Source organism: Methylobacterium sp. J-072 (assembly GCF_022829425.1).
In the GTDB taxonomy this organism is placed as follows: domain Bacteria; phylum Pseudomonadota; class Alphaproteobacteria; order Rhizobiales; family Beijerinckiaceae; genus Methylobacterium.
This window is the reverse complement of the sequence record NZ_JAKSYK010000207.1, coordinates 112,402-134,204: the sequence shown is the minus strand read 5'-3', so window position 1 is coordinate 134,204 and position 21,803 is coordinate 112,402. Positions and strand designations below refer to the sequence as shown.

Genomic DNA, 21,803 nt, shown 5'->3' with positions numbered 1-21,803 from the left:
ACCGGCCCAGCAGACGGGAATACGCCATGACAGCCGAGATCCTGGACGTCCGGTTCATCCACGAGGGCTGGAGCCGGTTCGGGATCGCGACAGTGCGCCTCGCCGACGGTGCCGTGGTGGAGCGCGAGATCGAGGATCACGGCAACTCGGTGGGCGTCCTGCCCTACGATCCCGAGCGAAAGGTCGCCACGCTGGTGCGCGAGCTGCGGGTGCCGCCCCTGTTCGCCGCCGGCGAGCAGGTCCAACTCGAAGCGCCGGCCGGCCTGATCGAGGACGGCAGCCCGGAGGAGAACGGTCGCCGGGAGGTGCTGGAGGAGGTGGGTCTGCGCCTGCGCGAGCTGGAATTTGTCGGCGCGACCTATTCCTGCGCCAGCCTGACCACGGAAAAACTGCACCTCTACCTCGCGCCCTATAGCAAGGCCGACCGCGCCGAGCAGGGTGGCGGCGCCGAGGGTGAACACGAGAACATCCGGATCGTGGAAATGCCGCTCACCGAACTCGCCCGCCTGGCGGACCGGGCCGAACTCACCGATCTGAAGACGCTGACATTGATCCTGGCGCTCCGCGCCCGCCATCCGGAGCTTTTCGCGGCGTGAGAATCCGCTATCGCGTCTTCGCGCAATGGTTGATCACCGGCGCGGTGTTTGTCGCGGTCGCCTGGATCGCGTTCCACCTGCGCTGAGCTGGACCACTTCGGGAGCGAAACGATGAGCGACGAGTCCGGCACCGCCGAACCGCACGGCCTCGACCGGGGCCTGACCAATTACGGCGACCGGGATTTCGCCCGCTACCTGCGCCGCTCCTTCGCCCGGTCCATGGGCATCTCGCGCACGCTCCTCGACAAGCCGGTGGTCGGCATCGCCATGACGCCATCCGGCTTCAACAACTGCCATCGGAGCATGCCGGAACTGGTAGAGGCGGTCTCGCGCGGAGTGCTGGCCGCCGGCGCCCTGCCGCGGCCTTTCCCGACCGTGTCGCTGGGCGAGGTTTTCCTCAACCCGACCAGCATGATGTACCGCAACCTAATGGCCATGGACACGGAGGAGATGATCCAGGCCCAGCCGATGGACGCGGTCGTGCTGATCGGCGGCTGCGACAAGACCGTGCCGGCCCAGCTCATGGGCGCGGCCTCCGCGGGCCTTCCGGCGATCCAGGTGGTGACCGGCCCGATGTCCACCGGCCGCCACAAGGGTCAGCGCCTCGGCGCCTGCACCGATTGCCGGGGCTTTTGGGCGAAGTACCGGGCCGGCACGGTGGATGCGGAGGAGATCGCCGAGGTCGAGGGCCGGCTCTCGGTCACGGCCGGCACCTGCGCGGTGATGGGCACGGCCTCGACCATGGCGTGCATCGCCGAGGCACTCGGCATGTCGCTGCCCGGCACCGCCGCGATCCCGGCGGTGCATTCGGACCGGCTCGTCGCCGCCGAGGAGACCGGCCGCGCCGCCGTGCGGCTGATCCAGACCAAGGTCACGCCAGCGCAGGTCATCACGGAAAAATCGGTCGAGAACGCGATCCGGGTCCTGATGGCGGTGTCCGGCTCGACCAACGCCATCGTGCACCTCACGGCCATCGCCGGGCGCCTCGGTATCCGCATCCCCGCCGGGCGCTTCAACGCCATCTCGGACGAGACGCCGGTGCTGGTCGACCTGAAGCCAGTGGGCGAGGGCTACATGGAGGATTTCCATGCGGCCGGCGGCATGGGTGCGCTGCTGCGCGAACTGCGCCCGCTCCTGCACCTCGATACCGTGGACGTGGAGGGCCGTACGCTGGCCGAACGCCTGGACGAGCCGCCCGGCTGGGTCGACCGCGCGGTGATCCGCGCCTTCGACAACCCGGTCTCGCCGGTGGGTGGGCTGGTCGCGCTCATCGGCAACCTCGCTCCCGACGGGGCGATCTTCAAGCGCGCCGCCGCGACGCCGGAGCTGTTCGAATCCGAGGGGCGGGCGGTAGTGTTCACCGGCCTCGAAGACCTGAGCCGCCGCATCGACGACCCGGATCTCGACGTGGCGCCGGGCGACGTGCTGGTACTGCAGAATGCCGGACCGCATGCCGCCGGCATGCCCGAGGCCGGCTACCTGCCGATCCCCAAGAAACTCGCTCGGGCGGGGATCAAGGATATGGTGCGGATTTCCGACGCGCGGATGTCCGGCACCGCCTTCGGGTCGATCGTGCTGCACATCGCCCCGGAGGCGGCCATCGGCGGCCCGCTCGGGGCCGTGCGCGACGGCGACCGGATCCGCCTGTCGATCCGGGACAAGCGGATCGACCTCATGGTGGGCGAGGCCGAGATCGCCCGGCGCCTCGCGGACCATCAACCGCCGCCGGCACCCAAGCGCGGCTACAAGGCGCTGTACCGGCGCACCGTCACCCAGGCGCCGGAAGGCTGCGACTTCGACTTCCTGATCGGGGACGGCGAGCCCGGCTGACGCGCGGCTTGATCCCTGCGGATGCCGGGCCCATCGTTCGGCGAAGAATCGGGAGGAGTCGACAACATGACGCGTGCCTGCATCGTGGGCTGGGCCCACACCCCCTTCGGCAAGCTCGAGGAACCGGATGTCGAGGGCCTGATCGCACGGGTGTCGGGCGAGGCGCTGACACATGCCGGCGTCGAGGAGTCCCAGGTCGACGGGATCTATGTCGGCGTCATGAACACCGGCTTCTCGAAGCAGGGTTTCGAGGGGTCGCAGGTCGCCCTGAACCGGCCGGGCCTCGCCCACGCGCCGGCGACGCATCTGGAGAACGCCTGCGCCACCGGCTCGGCGGCGCTCTACGCGGCCCTCGATTTCGTCGACAGCGGCCGCGGCCGGATCGCCCTGGTGGTCGGCGCCGAGAAGATGACGGCGAAATCCGTGGCCGAGACCGGCGACATCCTGCTCGGGGCCTCCTACCGGAAGGAGGAGGCCGACATCGAGGGCGGCTTCGCCGGCGTGTTCGGGCGGATCGCGGCGGGCTACTTCCAGCGCTACGGCGATCGCAGCGAAGAACTGGCCCGCATTGCCGCCAAGAACCACCGCAACGGCGTCGCAAACCCCTACGCGCAATTGCGAAAAGATCTCGGCTTCGCGTTTTGCAACACCGTCTCGGACAAGAACCCCTACGTGGCGGCTCCGCTCCGACGCACCGACTGCTCGCTGATCTCGGACGGCGCCGCCGCCCTCGTGGTGGCCGATGCCGAGACCGCCGAAGGGTTGGCCCGCGCAATCGGCTTCCGCGCCCGGGCGCATGTCAACGACATCCTGCCCCTGTCGCGCCGGGACCCGACCGAATTCAAGGGCGCTCGGCTCGCCTGGGAGAAGGCCCGCGCGCAGGCTGGAATCGGCAACGACGACCTGTCCTTCGTCGAGACGCACGACTGCTTCACCATCGCCGAACTCATCGAGTACGAGGCGATGGGGCTCGCCGAACCCGGCCAGGGTTTCCGCGTCGTCCGCGAGGGCCTGACCGAGAAGGGCGGCCGGCTGCCGATCAACCCGTCCGGTGGGCTGAAGTCCAAGGGCCATCCGGTCGGCGCCACGGGCGTCTCGATGCACGTGATGGCCTGCCTCCAGCTCATGGGCGAGGCCGGCGACATGCAGGTCCCCGGCGCGAACCTGGCCGGGATCTTCAACATGGGCGGCGCGGCGGTCGCCAATTACGTGTCGATCCTGGAGCGGCGACGCTGAGCCGAGGTCAGAACCGCCGTTGAGCACCGGCCGCGACGGTACGCTACAAGGGGCCCGCCAGGCCATGATCGGCGGCGCCCTTCCAACCCAATTCCCTCATCCTGAGGTGCGGCCGCGAAGCGGTCGCCTCGAAGGAGCCCTCCAGCCGGCCACGCGATCCCTGGAGGGCTCCTTCGAGGCTCGCTGCGCTCACACCTCAGGATGAGGGCAGGGTTGGGATAGACCCGATCCTGCGCGTCAGCCGCCAGACCCTATCCCCTCAGCCGAGCTTGTCGAGCGCTTGGCTGAGGTCGGCGATCAAGTCGGCCTCGTTCTCCAGGCCGATCGACAGGCGCACGGTCTCGGGGCCGACCTGGGCGGCAGCCTTCTCGCCCTCCGGCAATTGCCGGTGCGTGGTCGAGGACGGGTGGATCGCCAGGGACTTGATCTCGCCGATGTTGACGAGGTGCGAGATCAGCTCCAGCCCGGCGATGAATGCCAGGGCCGCCGGCTCGCCGCCCTTCAGCGCGAAGGTGAAGATCGAGCCCGGCCCCTGCGGCGTGTAGCGCCGGGCGAGCTCCTCTCCGGTTTGGCCCGGCAGGCCGGGATAGCTCACCCAGGCGACCGCCGGATGGTCCTTCAGGAAGGCCGCGACGGCGCGGGCGTTGGCGCAGTGGCGCTCCATGCGCAGCGGCAGCGTCTCGATGCCCATCAGGGTCAGGAACGCGTTCATCGGCGAGAGGCCGGGGCCGAGGTCGCGCAGGCCGAAGAACCGGCAGGCCGCCGCGAAGGGCGTCTCCGGGAAGCTCTTGGTCAGGACGAGGCCGTCGTAGTCAGGCCAGGGCTCGGTGATCAGGTTGTAGCCGCTGGTCCGGGTCCAGTCGAAGGAGCCGGCATCGCAGATCATGCCGCCGATGGTCTGGCCCGAACCGCTCAGGAACTTCGAGGTCGAGTGCCAGACGATGTCCGCACCGTGCTCGATCGGCCGGATCAGCGCCGGCGAGGCCAGGGTGTTGTCGACCACGAGGGGCAGGCCGTGGCGACGGGCCACCGCAGCGATCCCGTCGAGATCCACCACCGAGGCGCACGGGTTCACGATTGACTCGCAGAAGATGGCCCGGCAGTCCGGCGTGATCGCCGCCTCGAAATCCTCGGGGGTCATGCCGGCGGCAAAGCGCGGCTTCAGGTCGTAGCGGCCGTCGAGGCGGCGCATCAGGCCCAGGGACCCGCCGAACAGCCGCGGCGAGGCCACGTAGGCATCGCCGCTCTTCATCAGCGTCATCAGCACGAGCAGCATCGCCGACTGCCCGGAAGAGACCGCGACGCCGGCCTTGGCGCCTTCGAGGTCGGCCACCCGCCGCTCCAAGGCGGCCACCGTCGGGTTCGAGCCCCGCGAATAAGAAAAACCGGACCGGCGGCCGGCGAAGATGTCGGCCGCCTGCTCGGTGGACTCGAACACGAAACCGTTGGTGAAGTAGATCGGCTGGACCCGCGCGCCGGTGGCGGGGTCCGGCGCCGCGCCGGCATGGATAGCCCGGGTCGCGAAACGGTGCTTGCGGCTCAAATCCGTCATGGCTCTCGGTCGGGTGTTCGGCGCCCGGATCGTCGATGCGCCCGAGCCGGGAAAGGCTTCACGCCGCGCGACGGAGGAAAGCCTGCAGGGTTCGGACCAGGGTCGTCGGCTCGTAGGGCTTCGGAATGAACCGGGCGCCGTCCGGCATGTCGTTCGGGCCGGGCGTGCCCATGCCGGAGACCACCAGCACGGGGATCGACGGCCAGCGATGCGCCACCAGACGGGCCAGGGCGAACCCGTCCATCGAGCCCTGCGGCATGTCGACATCCGTCATCAGGACGCCGACATCGTCGCGGTTTTCGAGGACCTTGAGCGCCTTGTCGGCGTGGCTGGCCTCCAGCACGGTGAAGCCGGCATCCGCCAGGGTGTCTGACGCCTCCATGAGCAGGAGGCCGTCATCTTCCACCAGCAGCACGACAGGTTGGTCGGACGGGCTCTCTGACATCAGACCTGCAAAGGTTCAGCCGCGGCGTTCGAAGCCCGCGCCGTATTCCCCGGGCCTGCCCCCGTCAAGGCGCGAGGCCCGCCGCCTCAGGCGGCCTCTTCGCGCTTGCCGAGGCGCTTGTCGAGATAGGTGTCGACCGTCTGGGTCAGCTCGTCGACCTTGCCGTCGAAGAAGTGGTTGGCCCCCTCGACCATCTGGTGCTCGATGATGACGCCCTTCTGCACCTTCACCTTCTCGATCACCGGCATGACATCCCGGGCCGGCGCGACCCGGTCCTCGGAGCCGTGCACGAACAGGCCGGACGAGGGGCAGGGGGCCAGGAAGGTGAAGTCGAACCGGTTGGCCATCGCGGCGATCGAGATGAAGCCCTCGATCTCGGGACGCCGCATCAGCAGCTGCATGCCGATCCACGCGCCGAACGACACGCCGGCGATCCAGCACGACTTCGCCTCCGGGTTGACGGACTGCACCCAGTCGAGCGCCGCGGCCGCGTCGGACAGCTCACCCGATCCGTGGTCGAACGCGCCCTGGCTGCGGCCGACCCCGCGGAAATTGAAACGCAGGGCTGCAAAGCCGCGATTGGCGAAGGTGTAGAAAAGGTTGTACACAATTTGATTGTTCATCGTGCCCCCGAACTGGGGGTGCGGGTGCAGCACGATGGCGATCGGCGCGCCGCGCTTCTTGGGGGCCTGGTACCGGCCTTCCAGACGTCCGGCCGGGCCGGTGAAGATAACTTCGGGCATCGTTCGACTCTCGTTTCAGCGGTCGCCGGCCGCGCGATCAGGGGCAGTGAAGAGGCAGCCTTGACTCGCCGCACGCACACCATACAAACGCTCTTAGAACAGTTCTAGGCGATTAGAACTATTCTAAAGTATGGCGAGCCGGCAGGCCATGCTAGCTCCCTGTGCCAGCCTTTCGGTTGGCGAGACCTCATTTGTCGGCGCGCCTTAGCACGGCGGACCGGTGCGCGGGCAAGGAATTGTACGCGCCGTACTAGGGGACGACACGGAATCAGCATGAGTCGGGCCCGCGCCTATCTCGATTACAACGCGACCGCCCCGGTCCGCCCGGCCGTGGCGGATGCGGCGGCGCGCGCGCTGATGCTGCCCGGCAACCCCTCGTCGATCCACCAGGAGGGGCGTGCCGCCCGCGCCGCCCTGGAAGCCGCCCGCGCCCAGGTCGCCGCCCTGGTCGGCGCTCGCCCGGCGCAGGTGGTGTTCACCAGCGGCGGGACGGAAGCCGCAAACGCAGTCCTGTCCGGCGCGCTCGGCCGCCGCGGGCAGCCAAGGCCGACCCGGCTTCTCCATTCGGCGACGGAACACCCTTGCGTGGCCGCCGGCCATCGCTTCCACGAGGACGCAGTCGAGCAGTTGCCAGTCACCCCGGACGGTGTGATCGACCTCGCCATCCTCGAAAACCGTCTTGCCGCGTTGGCGGGCGAGAGCGTGCTGATCTCGGTCCACGCCGCCAACAACGAGACCGGCGCGATCCAGCCCCTGCCCGAGATCGTCGCCCTGGCTCGCGCCCATGGCCGAGCGTTGGTGCACAGCGATGCCGTGCAGGCGGTCGGCAAGATCGCCCTCGACATGGACGCGCTGGGGCTCGATGCGCTCACCCTGTCGGGCCACAAATTCGCGGCGCCGAAGGGCGTCGGCGCGATGATCCTGGCCGATGGCGTCGCCCTGGACAGCGCCTTTCTGCGCGGCGGCGGCCAGGAGCAGCGCCAGCGCTGCGGCACCGAGTGCCTGCCGGCCATCGTCGGCATGGGCGAGGCGGCGCGGATCGCCGGCGCGGCGCTCGACCAGGAAGCCGCACGCCTCTCAGGCCTGCGCGACCGGATCGAAGCGGGCGTGCTTGCGCGGGCACCCGACGCGGTGGTGTTCGCGGCCGATGCGCCGCGCCTGCCCAACACGCTCAGCTTCGCGGTTCCGGGCCTCGACGCCCCCGCGGCGCTGATCGCCCTCGACCTCGCCGGCGTGGCGGTGTCGTCGGGCTCGGCCTGCTCCTCGGGCAAGGTCGCGCGCTCGGCGACGCTGGCGGCGATGGGCGTCGATCCCAAGCTTGCCGGGGGGGCGCTGCGCGTCAGCCTCGGCTGGAACACGGTGGACGAGGATGCGTCACGCTTTCTCGACGCCTGCGAACGGGCCTTGCAGCCCCTATATAAGCGGCGAGGGCACGCGGCCTGAGCGACCGCGTCCCACGCTTTCCGACAGACGCTTCCCGGTCCTTGAAACCGGGCTTGCCAGGAGATGCTAATGCCTGCCGTGCAGGAAACAATCGACCGGGTCCGCTCGATCGACCTCGACCAGTACAAGTACGGGTTCGAGACCACCATCGAGATGGAGAAGTCCGCCAAGGGCATCTCCGAGGATGTCGTGCGCTTCATCTCGGCCAAGAAGAACGAGCCGGCCTGGCTGCTGGAATGGCGCCTCGACGCCTATCGGCGCTGGCTGACCATGAAGGAGCCGGAGTGGGCGCGGGTCTCGTACGACAAGGTCGATTATAACGACATCTACTACTACGCCGCGCCCAAGCGCCCGGCGGCGATGTCGCTGGACGAGATCGATCCCGAGATCCTGAAGACCTACGAGAAGCTCGGCATCCCGCTGCGCGAGGTCGAGGTGCTGGAAGGCATCGCGCCGGAGCGCCGCGTCGCGGTCGACGCCGTGTTCGATTCGGTCTCGGTGGCTACCACCTTCAAGAAGGAACTCTCGAAGGCCGGCGTGATCTTCATGCCGATCTCCGAGGCGGTTCAGGAATATCCGGAGCTGGTGAAGAAGTACCTGGGCACGGTGGTGCCCTCGACCGACAACTTCTTCGCGACGCTGAACGCGGCGGTCTTCTCCGACGGCTCGTTCGTCTACATCCCGCCGGGCGTCCGCTGCCCGATGGAGCTGTCGACCTATTTCCGCATCAACGAGCGCGACACCGGCCAGTTCGAGCGCACGCTGATCATCGCCGACAAGGGCTCGTACGTCTCGTATCTCGAGGGCTGCACCGCCCCGAAGCGCGACGACAACCAACTCCACGCCGCGGTGGTCGAGCTGGTCACCCTGGACGACGCCGAGATCAAGTACTCGACGGTCCAGAACTGGTACCCGGGCGACAACGAGGGCAAGGGCGGCATCTACAACTTCGTCACCAAGCGTGGCGATTGCCGCGGTGCCCGCTCGAAGATCTCCTGGACCCAGGTCGAGACCGGTTCGGCGATCACCTGGAAGTACCCGTCCTGCATCCTGCGCGGCGACGAGTCCCGCGGCGAGTTCTACTCGATCGCGGTGTCGAACGGCATGCAGCAGGTCGATTCCGGCACCAAGATGATCCACCTCGGCAAGAACACCACCAGCCGGATCATCTCGAAGGGCATCTCCGCCGGGCGTTCGCAGAACACTTATCGGGGCCTCGTCTCGGCCCACAAGAAGGCCAAGGGCGCCCGCAACTTCACCAACTGCGACTCGCTGCTGATCGGCGACCAGTGCGGAGCACACACCGTGCCCTATATCGAGTCGAAGAACGCCTCGGCGGTGTTCGAGCACGAGGCGACCACCTCCAAGATCTCCGAGGACCAGAAGTTCTACTGCCTGCAGCGCGGCCTCTCCGAGGAGGAGGCGACCGCACTCATCGTCAACGGCTTCGTCCGTGACGTGCTGCAGCAGCTGCCGATGGAGTTCGCTGTCGAGGCTCAGAAGCTGATCTCGATCAGCCTCGAAGGCTCCGTGGGGTAGCAGGCGTCATGGCTCTCGCGTTCGACACCCTCAAGTTCACCCAGCGACTGGAACAGGTGGGTGTCGGTCGCGAGCAGGCCGTCGCGCATGCGGAACTCGCCCGCGACATGATCCTTGCCGATTCCGCCACGCGGGCGGATTTGCAGGATGTCGAACGCGCGCTGAGATCCGATATCAAGGCGATCAAGACGGAGATCGAGGGCTCGCTTCGTGAACTCGAACTTCGCATGACCGTAAAACTCGGCGCGATCATCGCTGCGGCTGTCGCGGTGATCGCTGCACTCCAGAAATTTTTGTGACCGGCTGGTTTTTCCAAGCCGCCGTCAGACAACGACTCTAGGACTTGAACTAACATGTTGGAAATCAAGAACCTCGTCGTACAGATCGAGGACAACCGCATCCTGAACGGCCTGAACCTGACCGTGAACGACGGCGAGGTCGCGGCGATCATGGGGCCGAACGGGTCGGGCAAGTCGACCCTGTCCTACGTCATCGCCGGCAAGGAGGATTATGAGGTCCTCGACGGCGAGATCCTGCTCGACGGGCAGAACGTGCTGGAGATGGCCGCCGACGAGCGCGCCGCTGCCGGCATCTTCCTGGCCTTCCAGTACCCGCTGGAGATCCCCGGCGTCGGCACCATGACGTTCCTGAAGGCCTGTCTCAACGCCCAGCGCCGCGCGCGTGGCGAGGGCGAGATTTCGACACCGGACTTCATCCGCAAGGTGAATGCGGCCGCCGACAAGCTCGAGATCAACAAGGAGATGCTCAAGCGCGCGCTCAACGTCGGCTTCTCCGGCGGCGAGAAGAAGCGCATGGAGATCCTCCAGATGGCGCTGCTGGAGCCGAAGTTCTGCGTGCTCGACGAGACCGATTCCGGCCTCGACATCGACGCCCTGCGCATCGTCTCCGAGGGCGTCAATGCGCTCCGGGCCCAAGGCCGCTCGTTCCTGGTGATCACCCACTATCAGCGGCTGCTCAACCACATCGTGCCCGACACCGTGCACGTCATGTCGAAGGGCCTGATCGTGAAGACCGGCGGCAAGGATCTGGCACTCGAACTCGAGGCGTCGGGCTATGCCGAGTACCGCACCAACGAGGCCGCGTAAGCCCATGGCCGACATCCAGAACCTGCGCACCAGCGCCGAGACCGGGCTGTCGAGCCTGTTCGAATCCGCGCGCAAGAGCTTCGCCTCGGAAGAGGCGATCGCCCGCGAGGAGGCGTTCCGTTTCTTCGAAGCCACCGGCCTGCCGAGCCGGCGGGTCGAGGCGTTCAAGTACACCGACTTGCGCGCCGCCATGAAGGAGGCCGTGCCCCCGGCCGAGGCTCCGTCGCCGGAGGCCGCGCAGGCCGCCGTCGCCTCGGCGAAGGGCTTTGCCGGTATCGATGCCGCACGCCTGACCTTCGTCAACGGCCATCTCATCCGGCCGCTCTCGGACCTCGACGGCTTGCCGGAAGGCCTCACAGTCACGCCGCTCAACGACGCGATGGGCAAGAGCGATGCGCGCCTCAGGCTGCTGGCTCCCGTCGAGCAGGCCCGGGAGAACCCGGTCTACCAGCTCAATACCGCCTTCCTGGCCGACGGCGCTCTGATCTCGGTGGCGGCCGGCACGAAGATCGAGCGGGCGCTGCACCTGCGCTTCATCGGCACCGGGTCCGAGGGCTTCTCGACCGCCACCCGCGTACTGGTCGATCTCGGCGACGGCGCGGAGCTGACCCTGCTGGAGAGCCACGAGGGTCCGAACGGCCTGACCTACCAGCCGAACGACGCCCTCGACGTGCGGGTCGGCAAGCAGGCGGTGTTCCGCCATGCCCGGCTCAACCGCGAGGGCGACGCCGCCATCGCGCTCTCGACGATCAGCGTGCGTCTCGATGACGAGTCGCAGCTGGAGACGGTCAACCTCGTCACCGGGGCCGTCCTCTCGCGTCACCAGATCTTCATGCATGTCGCGGGCGAGAACGTGAACGCCGTGGTCAACGGCGCCGCGATGCTCGGCAACGGTCAGCTGGCGGATTCGACGCTGCTTGCTGACCATGCCGCCGTGGGCGGCGTCGGCCGCGAGATGTTCAAGACGGTGATCGACGGGGACGCCACCGGCGTGTTCCAGGGCAAGATCATCGTCCGGCAGGCCGCGCAGCAGACCGACGGCAAGATGAAGTCGGATTGCCTGCTCCTCAGCGACGAGGGGCAGATGATGAACAAGCCGGAGCTGGAGATCTTCGCCGACGACGTCGCCTGCGGCCATGGCGCCACCTGCGGCGCCCCGGACGACGACCTGCTGTTCTACCTGATGGCCCGCGGCCTGCCCCGCGCCGTGGCCGAGAGCCTGCTGGTCCAGGCTTTCGTCGGCGAGGCTGTCGAGTCGGTCACGCACGAGGGCGCCCGCGCGGCGCTGATCGGTGAGATCGAGGCTTGGCTCGCGGCGCGCGCCTGACCTCTCAACCGATCCCGATCGGGGATCGCAACGCTCGTTCGGAGGCCTCTGTCGAGGCCTCCGCTTCACTCCGGCACCTCCGATGGGGTTGCCCCTGGGACGGACTCAGGTCTCAAAAGGTCGCGACGATGAACGCACCCGTCCTCACCACCGGCTACGACGTCGCGGCGATCCGCAAGGACTTCCCGATCCTGTCGCAGACGGTCTACGGTAAGCCGCTGGTCTATCTCGACAACGCGGCCTCGGCGCAAAAGCCGAAGCAGGTCATCGACGCGATGGTCTCCTGCATGGAGACCGGCTACGCCAACGTCCATCGCGGCCTGCACTTCATGGCGAACGCTGCCACAGAGGGGTTCGAGGGCGCCCGCGAGACCACGCGCCAGTTCCTCAACGCCGCTTCCACCGACGAGATCATCTTTACCCGCAACGCGACCGAGGCCTACAACCTGGTCGCGTCCAGCATGGGCTGGGCCGGGCTGATCGGCGAGGGAGACGAGATCATCCTGTCGATCATGGAGCATCACTCCAACATCGTGCCCTGGCACTTCCTGCGCGAGCGGCGCGGCGCGGTGATCAAGTGGGCGCCCGTCGACGAGGACGGCAACTTCCTGGTCGATGAGTACGAAAAGTTGTTCACGCCGCGCACCAAGATGGTGGCGATCACCCACATGTCGAACGTGCTGGGCACGGTGACGCCGGCGGAGGAGATCGTGCGCATCGCCCACGCGCACGGCGTGCCGGTGCTGCTCGACGGCGCGCAGAGTGCCGTGCACCAGCCGATCGATGTGCGCGCGCTGGATTGCGACTTCTTCGTCTTCACCGGCCACAAGGTCTACGGGCCGACCGGCATCGGCGTCCTCTACGGCAAGAAGGAATGGCTGGAGCGTCTGCCGCCCTACCAGGGCGGCGGCGAGATGATCCGCACCGTCAGCCAAGACATGGTCACCTACAACGACCCGCCGCACCGCTTCGAGGCCGGCACCCCGGCGATCGTCGAGGCAGTGGGGCTCGGCGCGGCGCTCGAATACATGCTGGGGCTGGGTCGGGAGAACATCGCGGCCCATGAGGCGACGCTGACCCGCTACGCCCACGAGCGGCTCGGCGCGATGAACGCCCTGCGGATCATCGGGACGGCCAAGGGCAAGGGCGGCGTCGTCAGTTTCGAGATGAAGGGCGCGCACGCGCACGACATCGCCACGGTGATCGACCGCCAGGGCGTCGCGGTGCGCGCCGGGACGCATTGCGCCATGCCGTTGCTCACGCGATTCGGCGTGACGTCCACCTGCCGGGCCTCGTTCGGCCTGTACACCACCACCGCCGAGATCGACGCCCTTGCCGAGGCGCTCGGCAAAGCCGAGATGATGTTCGCCTGATCGGCGCAGCGTCCCGGACCTGATCGGGCGGGCGATGCGCGAGCTGCGATGAAACCGGTTCCGTCTGCGCGGGCCCGGGGGAGAAGGAAACCATGAGCACCGACGCCACAATCACCGGCGGCGCCAACGCCCCCGCGGTCGAAGCCGCCTCGGCGATCCCGCCGGCCGAGCTGGACCGGTTGACCGACGACATCGTCGCCGCGCTGAAATCCGTCTACGACCCGGAGATCCCGGCCGACATCTACGAGCTCGGCTTGATCTACAAGGTCGATATCGGCGACGACCGAAAGGTCGCGATCGACATGACCCTCACGGCCCCCGGCTGCCCCGTCGCTGGCGAGATGCCGGGCTGGGTCGAGAACGCGGTCAGCGCCGTGCCGGGGGTGCAATCCTGTGCCGTGACGATGGTGTTCGATCCGCCGTGGGATCAGAGCCGCATGTCGGACGAGGCCCGCGTCGCCCTGGACATGTGGTAGGGCGCATCAAGTCGGCTCGCGCCCCGGCTCGAAGGCCACCGCCTCATAGATGTCGGATAGCGCGAGCCGGGCACCGATCTCGGGCAGGTCGATGATGTCTGTCAGCGCCTCGTAGGTCTCTGCCAGCCACGCGTCTTCCACGCGGCGGTAGAGCAGGACGCTTGGGAAGCGCGTCTCCACCAGCAGGATGCCGCGCAGGGTCGGGTGACGCCGGTACTCGTCGAGCTTCCGGAACCGATCGACGCTGCTGGTCGAGGGCGAGAGCACCTCGACCACGAGCCGGGGCGCGCGGCTTTCGTAGATATCGCGCACGCGCTCACCGCATTCCACCGTAATGTCGGGACGCCGGAGCGTCGCGATGCTCGTGCGCAGGGCAATGTCGTCCGTCGTCGGGCGGCAGCCGCTGCCGCGGAGCTGCTGATGCAGCGTGGCGATGATGTTGACGGTCACCTGATCGTGCTGGGTGCTCGCGCCGGTCATCATCTTGATGTGCGGCACCGGCACGCCATCCACGAGCTCGTAGAGCCCATCCTGGCCGAGCTGCCACGCGAAGAACTCCTCCGCATTCATGCGCCGCGTCGCAGGTTCAGCCATGGCAATCTCCCTGGATGAGAGCAAGCGTAGGGAGCCTCACGGAAAAGGCAAATTCCGCCTGCGCTGTGCCAGCGTCGGCCCAGAGCAGCTCCGAAGCCGGCAATCGGACAGGTGGACATTGGCATATGGGCGCTTTCGCCGAACGCCCGCTACTCAATACCAGTTCATATTTACGATCCGACGACAGAAATTTTACCTGTCATTACTATCCGCAGAGGCGGATCCAATGAAATTCCGGTCCAGCGCGGCATTTCCTCGCCTGGAAAGAGCGCTGATCAGCTGAATACGCGGACGTCGGACAGAACTGAATTTTGCCTTGACTGTTCAATAACAGCCGAAACGACCTCCGTATGTATCAATTTACGACGCCGTTAATATCTCGGTAACCACGATTGCCCACAGGGTCATAGACCGCCGGCTCAGGCGGTTTTTTCGGTGCAGACGGTGACGTGAGATGGGTCCGGGTTACGTGGTTGCGGCGGTTCTCGAAACGTCCGGACTGATTGGTCTCGTGGTCGGCGGGTTCGTACTCCGCGCCGAGCGCCAGGCGCGAGTGGCTGATCTGCGCGATTTCCTCCGCTCCGGCCAGAGCTCGCTCTCCGCATCGGGACTGGCCTCGCCGAGCCGTTGGCGCGGTGGCGCGTCCCGGGTCGTCAACGTTCCCGTCGGCGCGCATCGCCGCGGAGGGGGTCAATCGCGCGAGTCGGTTGCTCGTTCGGCCCTCGGACGCGCCATCGGGCAGAGCAACGCTCGGACTGCGCCCCGGCGCATGGCGCCGATCAACGCAGGATGATGTCGAGGCCGCTGCCGAGCAGGGTGACGGCGCTGAGCAGGAACATGAACTTCAGGTCTTCGAAACGCGTGCTCATGATCGGTCCTTATTTATCAAGGGGTTCGTCGTTGCTCGGATGCTGGATTATCACCTGATTAACGACTCTTTCGCGAGTCGTTTCAGGAACTGTTAGGGATTGTTCCGCGCTTTCCATCCGGTAAGGTTGATGAATGGTTAAGATCAACCTGTGCTGCTGAACCGGTCTTAAGCCGGGTTCGGCAGGCCGGCCATGCGGCGCCGCACGGTCGCGTGGCAACAGGGAAGGCGCAGGCTCATGACGCAGCCATCGACCAACGCGATCGTGCGGGCGCGCGATTGGATGTTCCGGGATCGCCGGACCGGCGCCATCACCGTCGCGCAATGGCCGAACCTGCCGCTCTGGCTGTTCCTCGGGCTCACGCTGGCCGCCTGGCTCGCCCGCGGCGCCGAACCCATCGCGTCGTGGCTGGGCATCGCGGCCGACCTCGCCCTCGGCTGGTGGGCGATCGATGAGCTCGTGCGCGGCGTCAATCCCTGGCGCAGGCTGCTCGGCCTCGCCACGCTGATCGGTCTCGCGGCGCTCGTCACCCTCCGGAGCGGCGGCTAGAGCCGTTCCCGATCGGGTTGCGACACGGGACACGACAAGGGCTGGCTTCGTCCTGATCGGCGTCCGTCCAATCCACCCCCCTCATCCTGAGGCGGCGCCGCGCAGCGGCGCCCTCGAAGGAGCCCTCCAGGGATCGCGCGCAGACTGGAGGGCTCCTTCGAGGCTCGCTTCGCTCACGCCTCAGGATGAGGGGGTTGGGTTGGAGGAGCGCCAATCAGGACCGGATCGAGCTTTGTGTCCGCTTAGCCAACGGCCTTGCCGAGGCAGCGTCGTGTACCGTGGCGTTGCGATTGCGAATAGCTCAAAGCCAGTGATTGAACGCGCCCGCTGACGCGGAACCGATATCCACTTCGCCTGACGCCAACGCATTGTCGGCGTCCTGCTAGTTCAGGCCGCCGGTGACGATTCATCTAAGCGCGTTCTCGACGGCGATTCAATCGATCTACGCGATCGTCGATTGCATTCTGCACTGCTGATTCGAAGATTATGATAATAAAACTCCTCGCAAAATTCATTTTTCATGGAGAAATTTGCAACGTTATCCGAAATTCAACCGACACTTGAATTTCGGTTGACTACTGAGATGCGCAACGATTGATTGCGGCGCAGCAAAAACTCATGAATGGCCGCCTCGGATGTTGTCCCGGGAAGCGACAGGTCTGTCGACGTGCGCGCTTCCATGCTCGGCTTCAGTTTGGGCTGGAAGGCACGATGACCGACGCAGGAGGCTTCGTAGCCCTCGATGCCGCACCGCGCCTCAGCGAGCAGGAGCGGCTTCTCCGCCAGCTGGCCGACATGCTGAACCTTCCCATCTCGGTCTTTCGCCGCCGCCGTGTCGACCCGCCGGCTGAAGGTCCGACCGCTAGGGAATGTGCAGCGATCTTGGCGGCGTTCTCGCGCATCCGCGATCCGGAAGCCCGCCGGCGATGCCTGGCGATGGTCGAGCGCTGCACCGACACGTAGAGTCGCGGTCCGGTTGTGCGCTCGCGCACGTGAGCGCAGTGAGAGCCGGGCCGACGGCATGCTATAGGGGCGCCCGCTTCCGAGAGCGGGCCGCCGGACCGGCGGGCCGCAAGGACCATCGCGACCTCTTCGGCACGCAGCATCCCCGAGCCGGGATTGCGGTCGCCGATGCACGAGGCCCCGCATTCGATTCAGGCCCTGATGCCGATCATCTCCATTTCGAAGCTGTCGAAGACCTACACGTCGGGCTTTACCGCGTTGAGCGGCATCGACCTCGCCATCGAGAAGGGCGAGATTTTCGCGCTGCTCGGCCCGAACGGGGCCGGCAAGTCGACGCTGATCAACATCGTCTGCGGCATCGTCACGCCGAGTTCCGGCACGGTCACGGTCGACGGCCACGACATCGCTTCGGATTACCGCGCCGCGCGGCGGGCCATCGGCCTCGTCCCGCAGGAATTGACCACCGACGCCTTCGAGACGGTGTTGAACACCGTGAGCTTCTCCCGCGGACTGTTCGGGCTGCGGCCGGATCCGGCCCATATCGAAAGAATCCTGCGGGCCTTGTCCCTGTGGGACAAGCGCGACAGCCGCCTCATGACCCTGTCGGGCGGGATGAAGCGGCGGGTGCTGATCGCCAAGGCCCTGTCGCACGAGCCCCGGGTGCTGTTCCTCGACGAGCCTACGGCGGGCGTCGATGTGGAGCTGCGCCAGGACATGTGGCGCCTCGTGCGCGACCTGCGCCAGCAGGGCGTCACGGTGATCCTCACCACCCACTACATCGAGGAGGCCGAGGAGATGGCCGACCGCATCGGGGTGATCCGGCGCGGCCAGATCATCCTGGTGGAGGAGAAGGCCGCGCTGATGCGCAAGCTCGGGCGCAAGCAGCTGACCCTTCAGCTCCAGGCGCCGATCCCCGCGGTTCCGCCGGAGCTGTCCGATTACGAGCTGGCGCTCGCCGGCGACGGCCGCGAGCTGATCTACACCTACGACACACGCGCCGAGCGCACCGGCATCACCGGGCTGCTCACCGGCCTGGCGGCCGCCGGAATCCAGTTCAGCGATCTCCACACCGAGCAGTCTTCCCTGGAGGACATCTTCGTCGGCCTCGTGCGCGAAGGGGAGACACGGGCATGAGCGAAACGATGAGCATGAACTGGCCGGCGGTCCGCGCGATCTACCGGTTCGAGATGGGCCGCTTCTGGCGCACCGCCGGCCAGAGCATCCTGGCCCCGGTGATCTCGACGACCCTGTATTTCGTGGTGTTCGGGGCCGCGATCGGATCCCGGGTCTCGGCGGTGGATGACGTGCCCTACGGGCTGTTCATCGTGCCCGGCCTGATCATGCTCTCGCTCCTGACCCAGAGCATCTCGAACGCCTCGTTCGGGATCTATTTCCCGCGCTTCGCCGGCACGATCTACGAGATCCTGTCGGCTCCGATCTCGCCCCTGGAGGTGGTGCTCGGCTTCGTCGGCGCGGCGGCCTCCAAGTCGATCCTGATCGGCCTGATCATCCTGGCGACCTCGGCCTTGTTCGTGCCCTTGCGCATCGATCATCCGGTCTGGATGATCGGCTTCCTGCTGCTCACCGCGGTCACGTTCAGCCTGTTCGGCTTCGTCATCGGGCTTTGGGCCGACGGGTTCGAGAAGCTGCAGCTGGTGCCGCTGCTCGTGGTGACGCCGCTGACCTTTCTGGGCGGAAGCTTCTACGCCATCAGCATGCTGCCGCCGTTCTGGCACGCGGTCAGCCTGATCAACCCGGTCGTCTACCTGATCAGCGCCTTCCGCTGGGCGTTCTTCGGCAAGGCCGATGTCAGCATCGCGATCAGCCTCGGGATAACCGCCCTGTTCCTGGTGATCTGCCTCGGCCTCGTCACCTATATTTTTCGTACTGGCTACCGCCTGAAAAGCTGATTTCAGGGCTGCGCGGCGAGGAAGGCCAGCACCCCGTCCCGGTGCGGCTTGGCGCCGACCGCCGTGGAGTGGTCCTTGCCCTCGATCTCCAGAGCGCGGGCATCGGGCATCAGAGCGGCCAGGGCCGGGCCGGAGCCTGCCACGGTGTCGAGCGTGCCGACCGAGACCAGCACCGGCACCTCGATCTGGGCGAGTTCCGCCCGGCTCAGCGTCTGGCGCGAGCCGCGCATGCAGGCGGCCAACGCCCGCAGGTCGCTGCGCGTCTGCTCGGCGAAAGTCCGGAACGCCGCAGCGGTCGGGTTCGGCGCGGGCGTGCCGGGGGGCGCTTCGAGGGCTTCGGCGATCCCGGACCGCAGGCCCTTGCCCTCGACGAGATGCATGCCGAGGCCGCCGATCAGGGCGGAGCGGACCCGGTCGGCATGGTCCAAAGCGATATGGGCGGTGATCCGGCCGCCCATCGAGTAGCCCATCACGTGCGCGCGTTCGATCCCGAGATGGTCGAGCAGCCGTATCGCATCGCCCGCCATGGCCTCGGAGCTGTAGGCCGCCGGATCGTAGAGCTTCTCGCTCTCGCCGTGGCCGCGATTGTCGAGCGCGATCGCCCGGTAGCCGGCCTGGGTCAGGGCTCGCACCCACTGGGTGTTGACCCAGTTGACCGCGTGGTTCGAGGCGAAGCCGTGGATCAGCAGGATCGGCGTACCGGCCCCCTCCGCCGGCGGCACGTCGATATAGGCGATCCGCACGCCGTCCGAATCGAAGGGATCCATGCCGCGCAACCCGTGCCGTGTCGGTACTCTCACGAAGCGCGACGCTTAGACCACTGCGCCCCAAAGGAGCAACGCGGATCCATCTGCTTGCGGGGAAGGGCGCCGGCTGGCACACCGCCCCGGTTATGACCGATCCTAAGCCCTACGGCACCTACGAACCGGCCGGCCTCGTCGCGGCGATCACCCGCCGGACGAACCGGATCCCGGCCGAATCCTGGTACGGCCGGCGCCTCGCGCTGTTCCTGCGCCGGATCGCGATCTCGCGGCTCGGCGGCAAGCCCCTCGACGTGACCCGCTACGGCGCGCGGATGCGGCTGCACCCCTACAACAACAACTGCGAGAAGAAGGTGCTGTTCACGCCGCAATTCTTCGATCCGCAGGAGCGGGCGCTGCTGCAGGAGCGCCTGCCGCAGGATTGCGTGTTCCTCGATATCGGCGCCAATATCGGCGCCTATGCCCTGTGCGTGGCGGCGTTCTCGGGGCCGGCCGCCCGGATCGTCGCGGTCGAGCCGCAGCCCGACGTGTTCGCGCGCCTGACTTACAACATCGCCCAGAACCCGTTCCACACCGTGAAGGCGGTGGCCTGCGCGGTGGCCGACAAGGCCGGCGAGCTGACCCTGTTCATCGACCCCCGCAACCGCGGCGAATCGAGCTTGCGGATCGTCGGCACCAACGAGGGCGCCCGGATCACCGTGCCGGCGGTAACGCTCCTCGACTTGCTGCGGGCCGAGGGCCTGACCCGCGTCGACGCCGTCAAGCTCGACGTGGAGGGCGCCGAAGACCTGATCCTTGAGCCGTTCCTGCGCGAGGCGCCGGACGCGCTGCTCCCGCGCATCCTGCTGATCGAGAACGGCACCGGCCAGTGGCAGATCGACCTGCCGAAGCACCTGGAAAAGTTCGGCTATCGCGAGATCTCGCGCTCCCGCCTGAACCTGATGTACGAGCGTAGCGCGTCCGTTACGGCGGCGTAGCCTTCAGCCAGCCCGGTCAGCGGCGTGGGTCGAGATGCGTGTCCGCGTAGATGTCGGCGAGGCTGCAGATCGGGCCGAAATCACCCAGTACGAGCTGGTCGTCGGGTGCTGTGTAGGTCGTGACGGTCCAGGCCCCGGCATCGCGGCGCTCGTGGACAGCCACCGACAGCATGTCCTGCTCGGCCACCACGATGAAGCCGTTGTGCGGATGGGCGCGGTAGAATCGGAGCTTGCTCTCCAGGACCCGGCCGCGATCGCTGGCCGAGGGCACTTCCATCACGAGGTAGAAGCGATCGGTGAAGCTGCGCTCCGTATCGGTTTCCGCGTCGATCACCGTGACCTCAGGCTCGGGTCGATACGACGACCGGCTGGAGACCTCGATCCCGATCTCGCGGTCGGCGCGCCAGGCCGGCCGCAGGCGGCGCAAAACGGCATTCAGATGCCGCTCGAAATTGCTCGCGATCCGCTGATGCGCGATCCTCGGCGCGGCCGATTGCATCGGGATGCCCTCGATCAGCTCCCATCGCTCTTCGGATGGGCGCGTCTCCAGGAAGGCGCGGAACGCGGCAGCGTCGAAGAGACGGTGTTCGAGCTGCGCAGAGTCGGCCATGGGCTTCGTCGGGACCGCGGCGGTGACTCTGCGATGCTAACACAGTCCCGTCGCGGTGTGCACGGCCTGGATCAGGCCGGCGTAACCACCGGGATCTCGTCCGTCAGGGCGACGCCAGCAGCGCTTACGGCGCAGCGATAGGCTCGCACCTCGACGCCCGCCGCGCGGGCGTCGCGGAACGCCCGGTCGAAGGCCGGGTCGATGTCCCGGGCCACGTCGAACGCCTCCGCGTGCATCTGCACCACGATGATCACCAGCGCACGTCCGCCCTCGGCGACGACCTGGGCAAGGTCGCGCATGTGCCGGGCGCTGCGGGCGGCGACACAATCCGGGAATTCCGCGAGGCCGGCCCGGCGCATCAGGTGGCAGTTCTTGACCTCGACATGGCAAGGCCCGGTGGCCGCGCCGCTCGCCAAAAAATCGACGCGGCTGGCCTGGGCGTAGCGGACCTCCGGCTTGAACAGGTCGTGGCCGGCGAGCGCATCGATCACGCCGGCGCGAAACGCCTCGGCCACCAGTGCGTTGGGGCGCATCGTGTTGATGCCGACCCATTGCGGGCCGCCCGGCAGGTCGGCCTCCACCAGTTCCCAGGTCAGCGGCAGCTTGCGGGTCGGATTGCTCGAGCGCGAGAGCAGCACCGGCCGGCCCGGCAGGTTGAGGCCCAGCATCGCACCGGGATTGGGGCAGTGCACGGTGACGAGGCCGTCGGCGGTCTCGATGTCGGCGAGGAAGCGCTTGTAGCGCTGCACCAGCAATCCGGGCGCGAGCGGCGCGGCGAAGAGCATCGGGTGGATATCTCCGGGTTCGTGTGGTCCGGGCCGGCGGCCGCGCTATCTGCTGATCATCCGCCGCCGAAGGTTCACCGCTGCGGCGGCGAGACCGATGGGCGCAGGATGACCATCGG

Annotated in this window: 22 protein-coding genes; 15 read left to right on the top strand and 7 right to left on the bottom strand. The window is 67.3% G+C overall.

Features of this window, described 5'->3' with window-relative positions; genetic code table 11:
• Nucleotides 1-26 precede the first annotated feature (26 nt).
• The 3 genes from MKK67_RS27265 to MKK67_RS27255 all read left to right on the top strand — a co-directional run bounded on the left by MKK67_RS27265 (nt 27) and on the right by MKK67_RS27255 (nt 3,662).
• Entirely contained in the window at nt 27-596 is a 570-nt protein-coding gene (locus tag MKK67_RS27265) for an NUDIX domain-containing protein (RefSeq protein WP_243971397.1), read from the top strand.
• A gap of 111 nt (nt 597-707) precedes the next feature.
• Complete coding sequence (locus MKK67_RS27260; RefSeq protein WP_243971395.1) at nt 708-2,426, top strand: IlvD/Edd family dehydratase; 1,719 nt, start codon at nt 708-710, stop codon at nt 2,424-2,426.
• A 66-nt stretch (nt 2,427-2,492) separates the two neighbouring features.
• A complete protein-coding gene (locus MKK67_RS27255) occupies nt 2,493-3,662 on the top strand; it encodes an acetyl-CoA acetyltransferase (protein ID WP_243971393.1) in 1,170 nt (389 codons plus the stop codon).
• Between the two features lie 259 nt (nt 3,663-3,921).
• Here MKK67_RS27255 and MKK67_RS27250 read toward each other — a convergent pair whose 3' ends face one another.
• The 3 genes from MKK67_RS27250 to MKK67_RS27240 form a co-directional block, all read right to left on the bottom strand.
• Nucleotides 3,922-5,214, bottom strand: coding sequence for an O-acetylhomoserine aminocarboxypropyltransferase/cysteine synthase family protein (locus tag MKK67_RS27250; RefSeq protein WP_243971391.1), 1,293 nt, complete (start codon nt 5,212-5,214; stop codon nt 3,922-3,924).
• 58 nt (nt 5,215-5,272) lie between these two features.
• The gene (locus MKK67_RS27245) at nt 5,273-5,659 is read right to left on the bottom strand and encodes a response regulator (RefSeq protein ID WP_243971388.1); all 387 of its coding nucleotides are present in this window, start codon (nt 5,657-5,659) and stop codon (nt 5,273-5,275) included.
• A gap of 86 nt (nt 5,660-5,745) precedes the next feature.
• A complete protein-coding gene (locus tag MKK67_RS27240) occupies nt 5,746-6,402 on the bottom strand; it encodes an alpha/beta hydrolase (RefSeq protein WP_092045953.1) in 657 nt (218 codons plus the stop codon).
• Between the two features lie 273 nt (nt 6,403-6,675).
• Here MKK67_RS27240 and MKK67_RS27235 point away from each other — a divergent pair, with 273 nt between their 5' ends.
• The 7 genes from MKK67_RS27235 (at nt 6,676) to MKK67_RS27205 (ending at nt 13,666) form a co-directional block, all read left to right on the top strand.
• A complete protein-coding gene (locus tag MKK67_RS27235; RefSeq protein ID WP_243971386.1) occupies nt 6,676-7,845 on the top strand; it encodes a cysteine desulfurase family protein in 1,170 nt (389 codons plus the stop codon).
• 69 nt (nt 7,846-7,914) lie between these two features.
• On the top strand, nt 7,915-9,384 hold the full coding sequence (sufB, locus tag MKK67_RS27230) for a Fe-S cluster assembly protein SufB (protein ID WP_243971384.1): 1,470 nt from the start codon (nt 7,915-7,917) through the stop codon (nt 9,382-9,384).
• 8 nt (nt 9,385-9,392) lie between these two features.
• Nucleotides 9,393-9,683 (top strand): CCDC90 family protein, encoded by a 291-nt coding sequence (locus tag MKK67_RS27225; RefSeq protein WP_243971382.1) that lies wholly within the window; start codon nt 9,393-9,395, stop codon nt 9,681-9,683.
• 54 nt (nt 9,684-9,737) lie between these two features.
• Entirely contained in the window at nt 9,738-10,490 is a 753-nt protein-coding gene (gene sufC / locus MKK67_RS27220) for a Fe-S cluster assembly ATPase SufC (protein WP_243971380.1), read from the top strand.
• 4 nt (nt 10,491-10,494) lie between these two features.
• Nucleotides 10,495-11,817: a SufB/SufD family protein gene (locus MKK67_RS27215; protein ID WP_243971378.1), complete on the top strand. Its 1,323-nt coding sequence runs from the start codon at nt 10,495-10,497 to the stop codon at nt 11,815-11,817.
• Nucleotides 11,818-11,945: 128 nt separating this feature from the next.
• A complete protein-coding gene (locus MKK67_RS27210) occupies nt 11,946-13,190 on the top strand; it encodes a cysteine desulfurase (protein ID WP_243971376.1) in 1,245 nt (414 codons plus the stop codon).
• Between the two features lie 92 nt (nt 13,191-13,282).
• Nucleotides 13,283-13,666, top strand: a complete 384-nt coding sequence (locus tag MKK67_RS27205; protein ID WP_007566736.1) for an SUF system Fe-S cluster assembly protein — start codon at nt 13,283-13,285, stop codon at nt 13,664-13,666.
• Between the two features lie 6 nt (nt 13,667-13,672).
• Here the strand turns inward: MKK67_RS27205 and MKK67_RS27200 are convergent, their stop codons facing one another.
• Nucleotides 13,673-14,260 (bottom strand): Uma2 family endonuclease, encoded by a 588-nt coding sequence (locus tag MKK67_RS27200; protein ID WP_243971374.1) that lies wholly within the window; start codon nt 14,258-14,260, stop codon nt 13,673-13,675.
• A 1,106-nt stretch (nt 14,261-15,366) separates the two neighbouring features.
• On the opposite strand from MKK67_RS27200, the gene MKK67_RS27195 reads away from it, so the two are divergent.
• From MKK67_RS27195 to MKK67_RS27180, 4 genes are all read left to right on the top strand, one after another.
• A complete protein-coding gene (locus MKK67_RS27195) occupies nt 15,367-15,678 on the top strand; it encodes a hypothetical protein (protein WP_243971372.1) in 312 nt (103 codons plus the stop codon).
• Nucleotides 15,679-16,389: 711 nt separating this feature from the next.
• On the top strand, nt 16,390-16,641 hold the full coding sequence (locus MKK67_RS27190; protein WP_243971369.1) for a hypothetical protein: 252 nt from the start codon (nt 16,390-16,392) through the stop codon (nt 16,639-16,641).
• A gap of 201 nt (nt 16,642-16,842) precedes the next feature.
• Nucleotides 16,843-17,775 (top strand): ABC transporter ATP-binding protein, encoded by a 933-nt coding sequence (locus tag MKK67_RS27185; RefSeq protein ID WP_409568453.1) that lies wholly within the window; start codon nt 16,843-16,845, stop codon nt 17,773-17,775.
• Nucleotides 17,776-17,789: 14 nt separating this feature from the next.
• The gene (locus MKK67_RS27180) at nt 17,790-18,551 is read left to right on the top strand and encodes an ABC transporter permease (protein ID WP_243971711.1); all 762 of its coding nucleotides are present in this window, start codon (nt 17,790-17,792) and stop codon (nt 18,549-18,551) included.
• Nucleotides 18,552-18,553: 2 nt separating this feature from the next.
• Here MKK67_RS27180 and MKK67_RS27175 read toward each other — a convergent pair whose 3' ends face one another.
• Nucleotides 18,554-19,318: an alpha/beta fold hydrolase gene (locus tag MKK67_RS27175; protein WP_243971367.1), complete on the bottom strand. Its 765-nt coding sequence runs from the start codon at nt 19,316-19,318 to the stop codon at nt 18,554-18,556.
• A gap of 125 nt (nt 19,319-19,443) precedes the next feature.
• Here MKK67_RS27175 and MKK67_RS27170 point away from each other — a divergent pair, with 125 nt between their 5' ends.
• Nucleotides 19,444-20,289 (top strand): FkbM family methyltransferase, encoded by an 846-nt coding sequence (locus MKK67_RS27170; protein WP_243971366.1) that lies wholly within the window; start codon nt 19,444-19,446, stop codon nt 20,287-20,289.
• A 16-nt stretch (nt 20,290-20,305) separates the two neighbouring features.
• Here the strand turns inward: MKK67_RS27170 and MKK67_RS27165 are convergent, their stop codons facing one another.
• Entirely contained in the window at nt 20,306-20,899 is a 594-nt protein-coding gene (locus MKK67_RS27165) for a Uma2 family endonuclease (protein WP_243971364.1), read from the bottom strand.
• Between the two features lie 71 nt (nt 20,900-20,970).
• Entirely contained in the window at nt 20,971-21,684 is a 714-nt protein-coding gene (gene sfsA / locus MKK67_RS27160) for a DNA/RNA nuclease SfsA (RefSeq protein WP_243971362.1), read from the bottom strand.
• Nucleotides 21,685-21,803 lie beyond the last annotated feature (119 nt).

Coding starts and splice junctions, on each gene's coding strand:
- MKK67_RS27225 (WP_243971382.1), top strand. CDS start 9,393: ATGGCTCTCGCGTTCGACACCCTCAAGTTCACCCAGCGACTGGAACAG.
- MKK67_RS27265 (WP_243971397.1), top strand. CDS start 27: ATGACAGCCGAGATCCTGGACGTCCGGTTCATCCACGAGGGCTGGAGC.
- MKK67_RS27240 (WP_092045953.1), bottom strand. CDS start 6,402: ATGCCCGAAGTTATCTTCACCGGCCCGGCCGGACGTCTGGAAGGCCGG.
- MKK67_RS27245 (WP_243971388.1), bottom strand. CDS start 5,659: ATGTCAGAGAGCCCGTCCGACCAACCTGTCGTGCTGCTGGTGGAAGAT.
- MKK67_RS27200 (WP_243971374.1), bottom strand. CDS start 14,260: ATGGCTGAACCTGCGACGCGGCGCATGAATGCGGAGGAGTTCTTCGCG.
- MKK67_RS27250 (WP_243971391.1), bottom strand. CDS start 5,214: ATGACGGATTTGAGCCGCAAGCACCGTTTCGCGACCCGGGCTATCCAT.
- sufC (WP_243971380.1), top strand. CDS start 9,738: ATGTTGGAAATCAAGAACCTCGTCGTACAGATCGAGGACAACCGCATC.
- MKK67_RS27195 (WP_243971372.1), top strand. CDS start 15,367: ATGACGCAGCCATCGACCAACGCGATCGTGCGGGCGCGCGATTGGATG.
- MKK67_RS27255 (WP_243971393.1), top strand. CDS start 2,493: ATGACGCGTGCCTGCATCGTGGGCTGGGCCCACACCCCCTTCGGCAAG.
- MKK67_RS27205 (WP_007566736.1), top strand. CDS start 13,283: ATGAGCACCGACGCCACAATCACCGGCGGCGCCAACGCCCCCGCGGTC.
- MKK67_RS27260 (WP_243971395.1), top strand. CDS start 708: ATGAGCGACGAGTCCGGCACCGCCGAACCGCACGGCCTCGACCGGGGC.
- MKK67_RS27185 (WP_409568453.1), top strand. CDS start 16,843: ATGCCGATCATCTCCATTTCGAAGCTGTCGAAGACCTACACGTCGGGC.
- MKK67_RS27190 (WP_243971369.1), top strand. CDS start 16,390: ATGACCGACGCAGGAGGCTTCGTAGCCCTCGATGCCGCACCGCGCCTC.
- MKK67_RS27175 (WP_243971367.1), bottom strand. CDS start 19,318: ATGGATCCCTTCGATTCGGACGGCGTGCGGATCGCCTATATCGACGTG.
- MKK67_RS27210 (WP_243971376.1), top strand. CDS start 11,946: ATGAACGCACCCGTCCTCACCACCGGCTACGACGTCGCGGCGATCCGC.
- sfsA (WP_243971362.1), bottom strand. CDS start 21,684: ATGCTCTTCGCCGCGCCGCTCGCGCCCGGATTGCTGGTGCAGCGCTAC.
- MKK67_RS27180 (WP_243971711.1), top strand. CDS start 17,790: ATGAACTGGCCGGCGGTCCGCGCGATCTACCGGTTCGAGATGGGCCGC.
- sufB (WP_243971384.1), top strand. CDS start 7,915: ATGCCTGCCGTGCAGGAAACAATCGACCGGGTCCGCTCGATCGACCTC.
- MKK67_RS27215 (WP_243971378.1), top strand. CDS start 10,495: ATGGCCGACATCCAGAACCTGCGCACCAGCGCCGAGACCGGGCTGTCG.
- MKK67_RS27170 (WP_243971366.1), top strand. CDS start 19,444: ATGACCGATCCTAAGCCCTACGGCACCTACGAACCGGCCGGCCTCGTC.
- MKK67_RS27235 (WP_243971386.1), top strand. CDS start 6,676: ATGAGTCGGGCCCGCGCCTATCTCGATTACAACGCGACCGCCCCGGTC.
- MKK67_RS27165 (WP_243971364.1), bottom strand. CDS start 20,899: ATGGCCGACTCTGCGCAGCTCGAACACCGTCTCTTCGACGCTGCCGCG.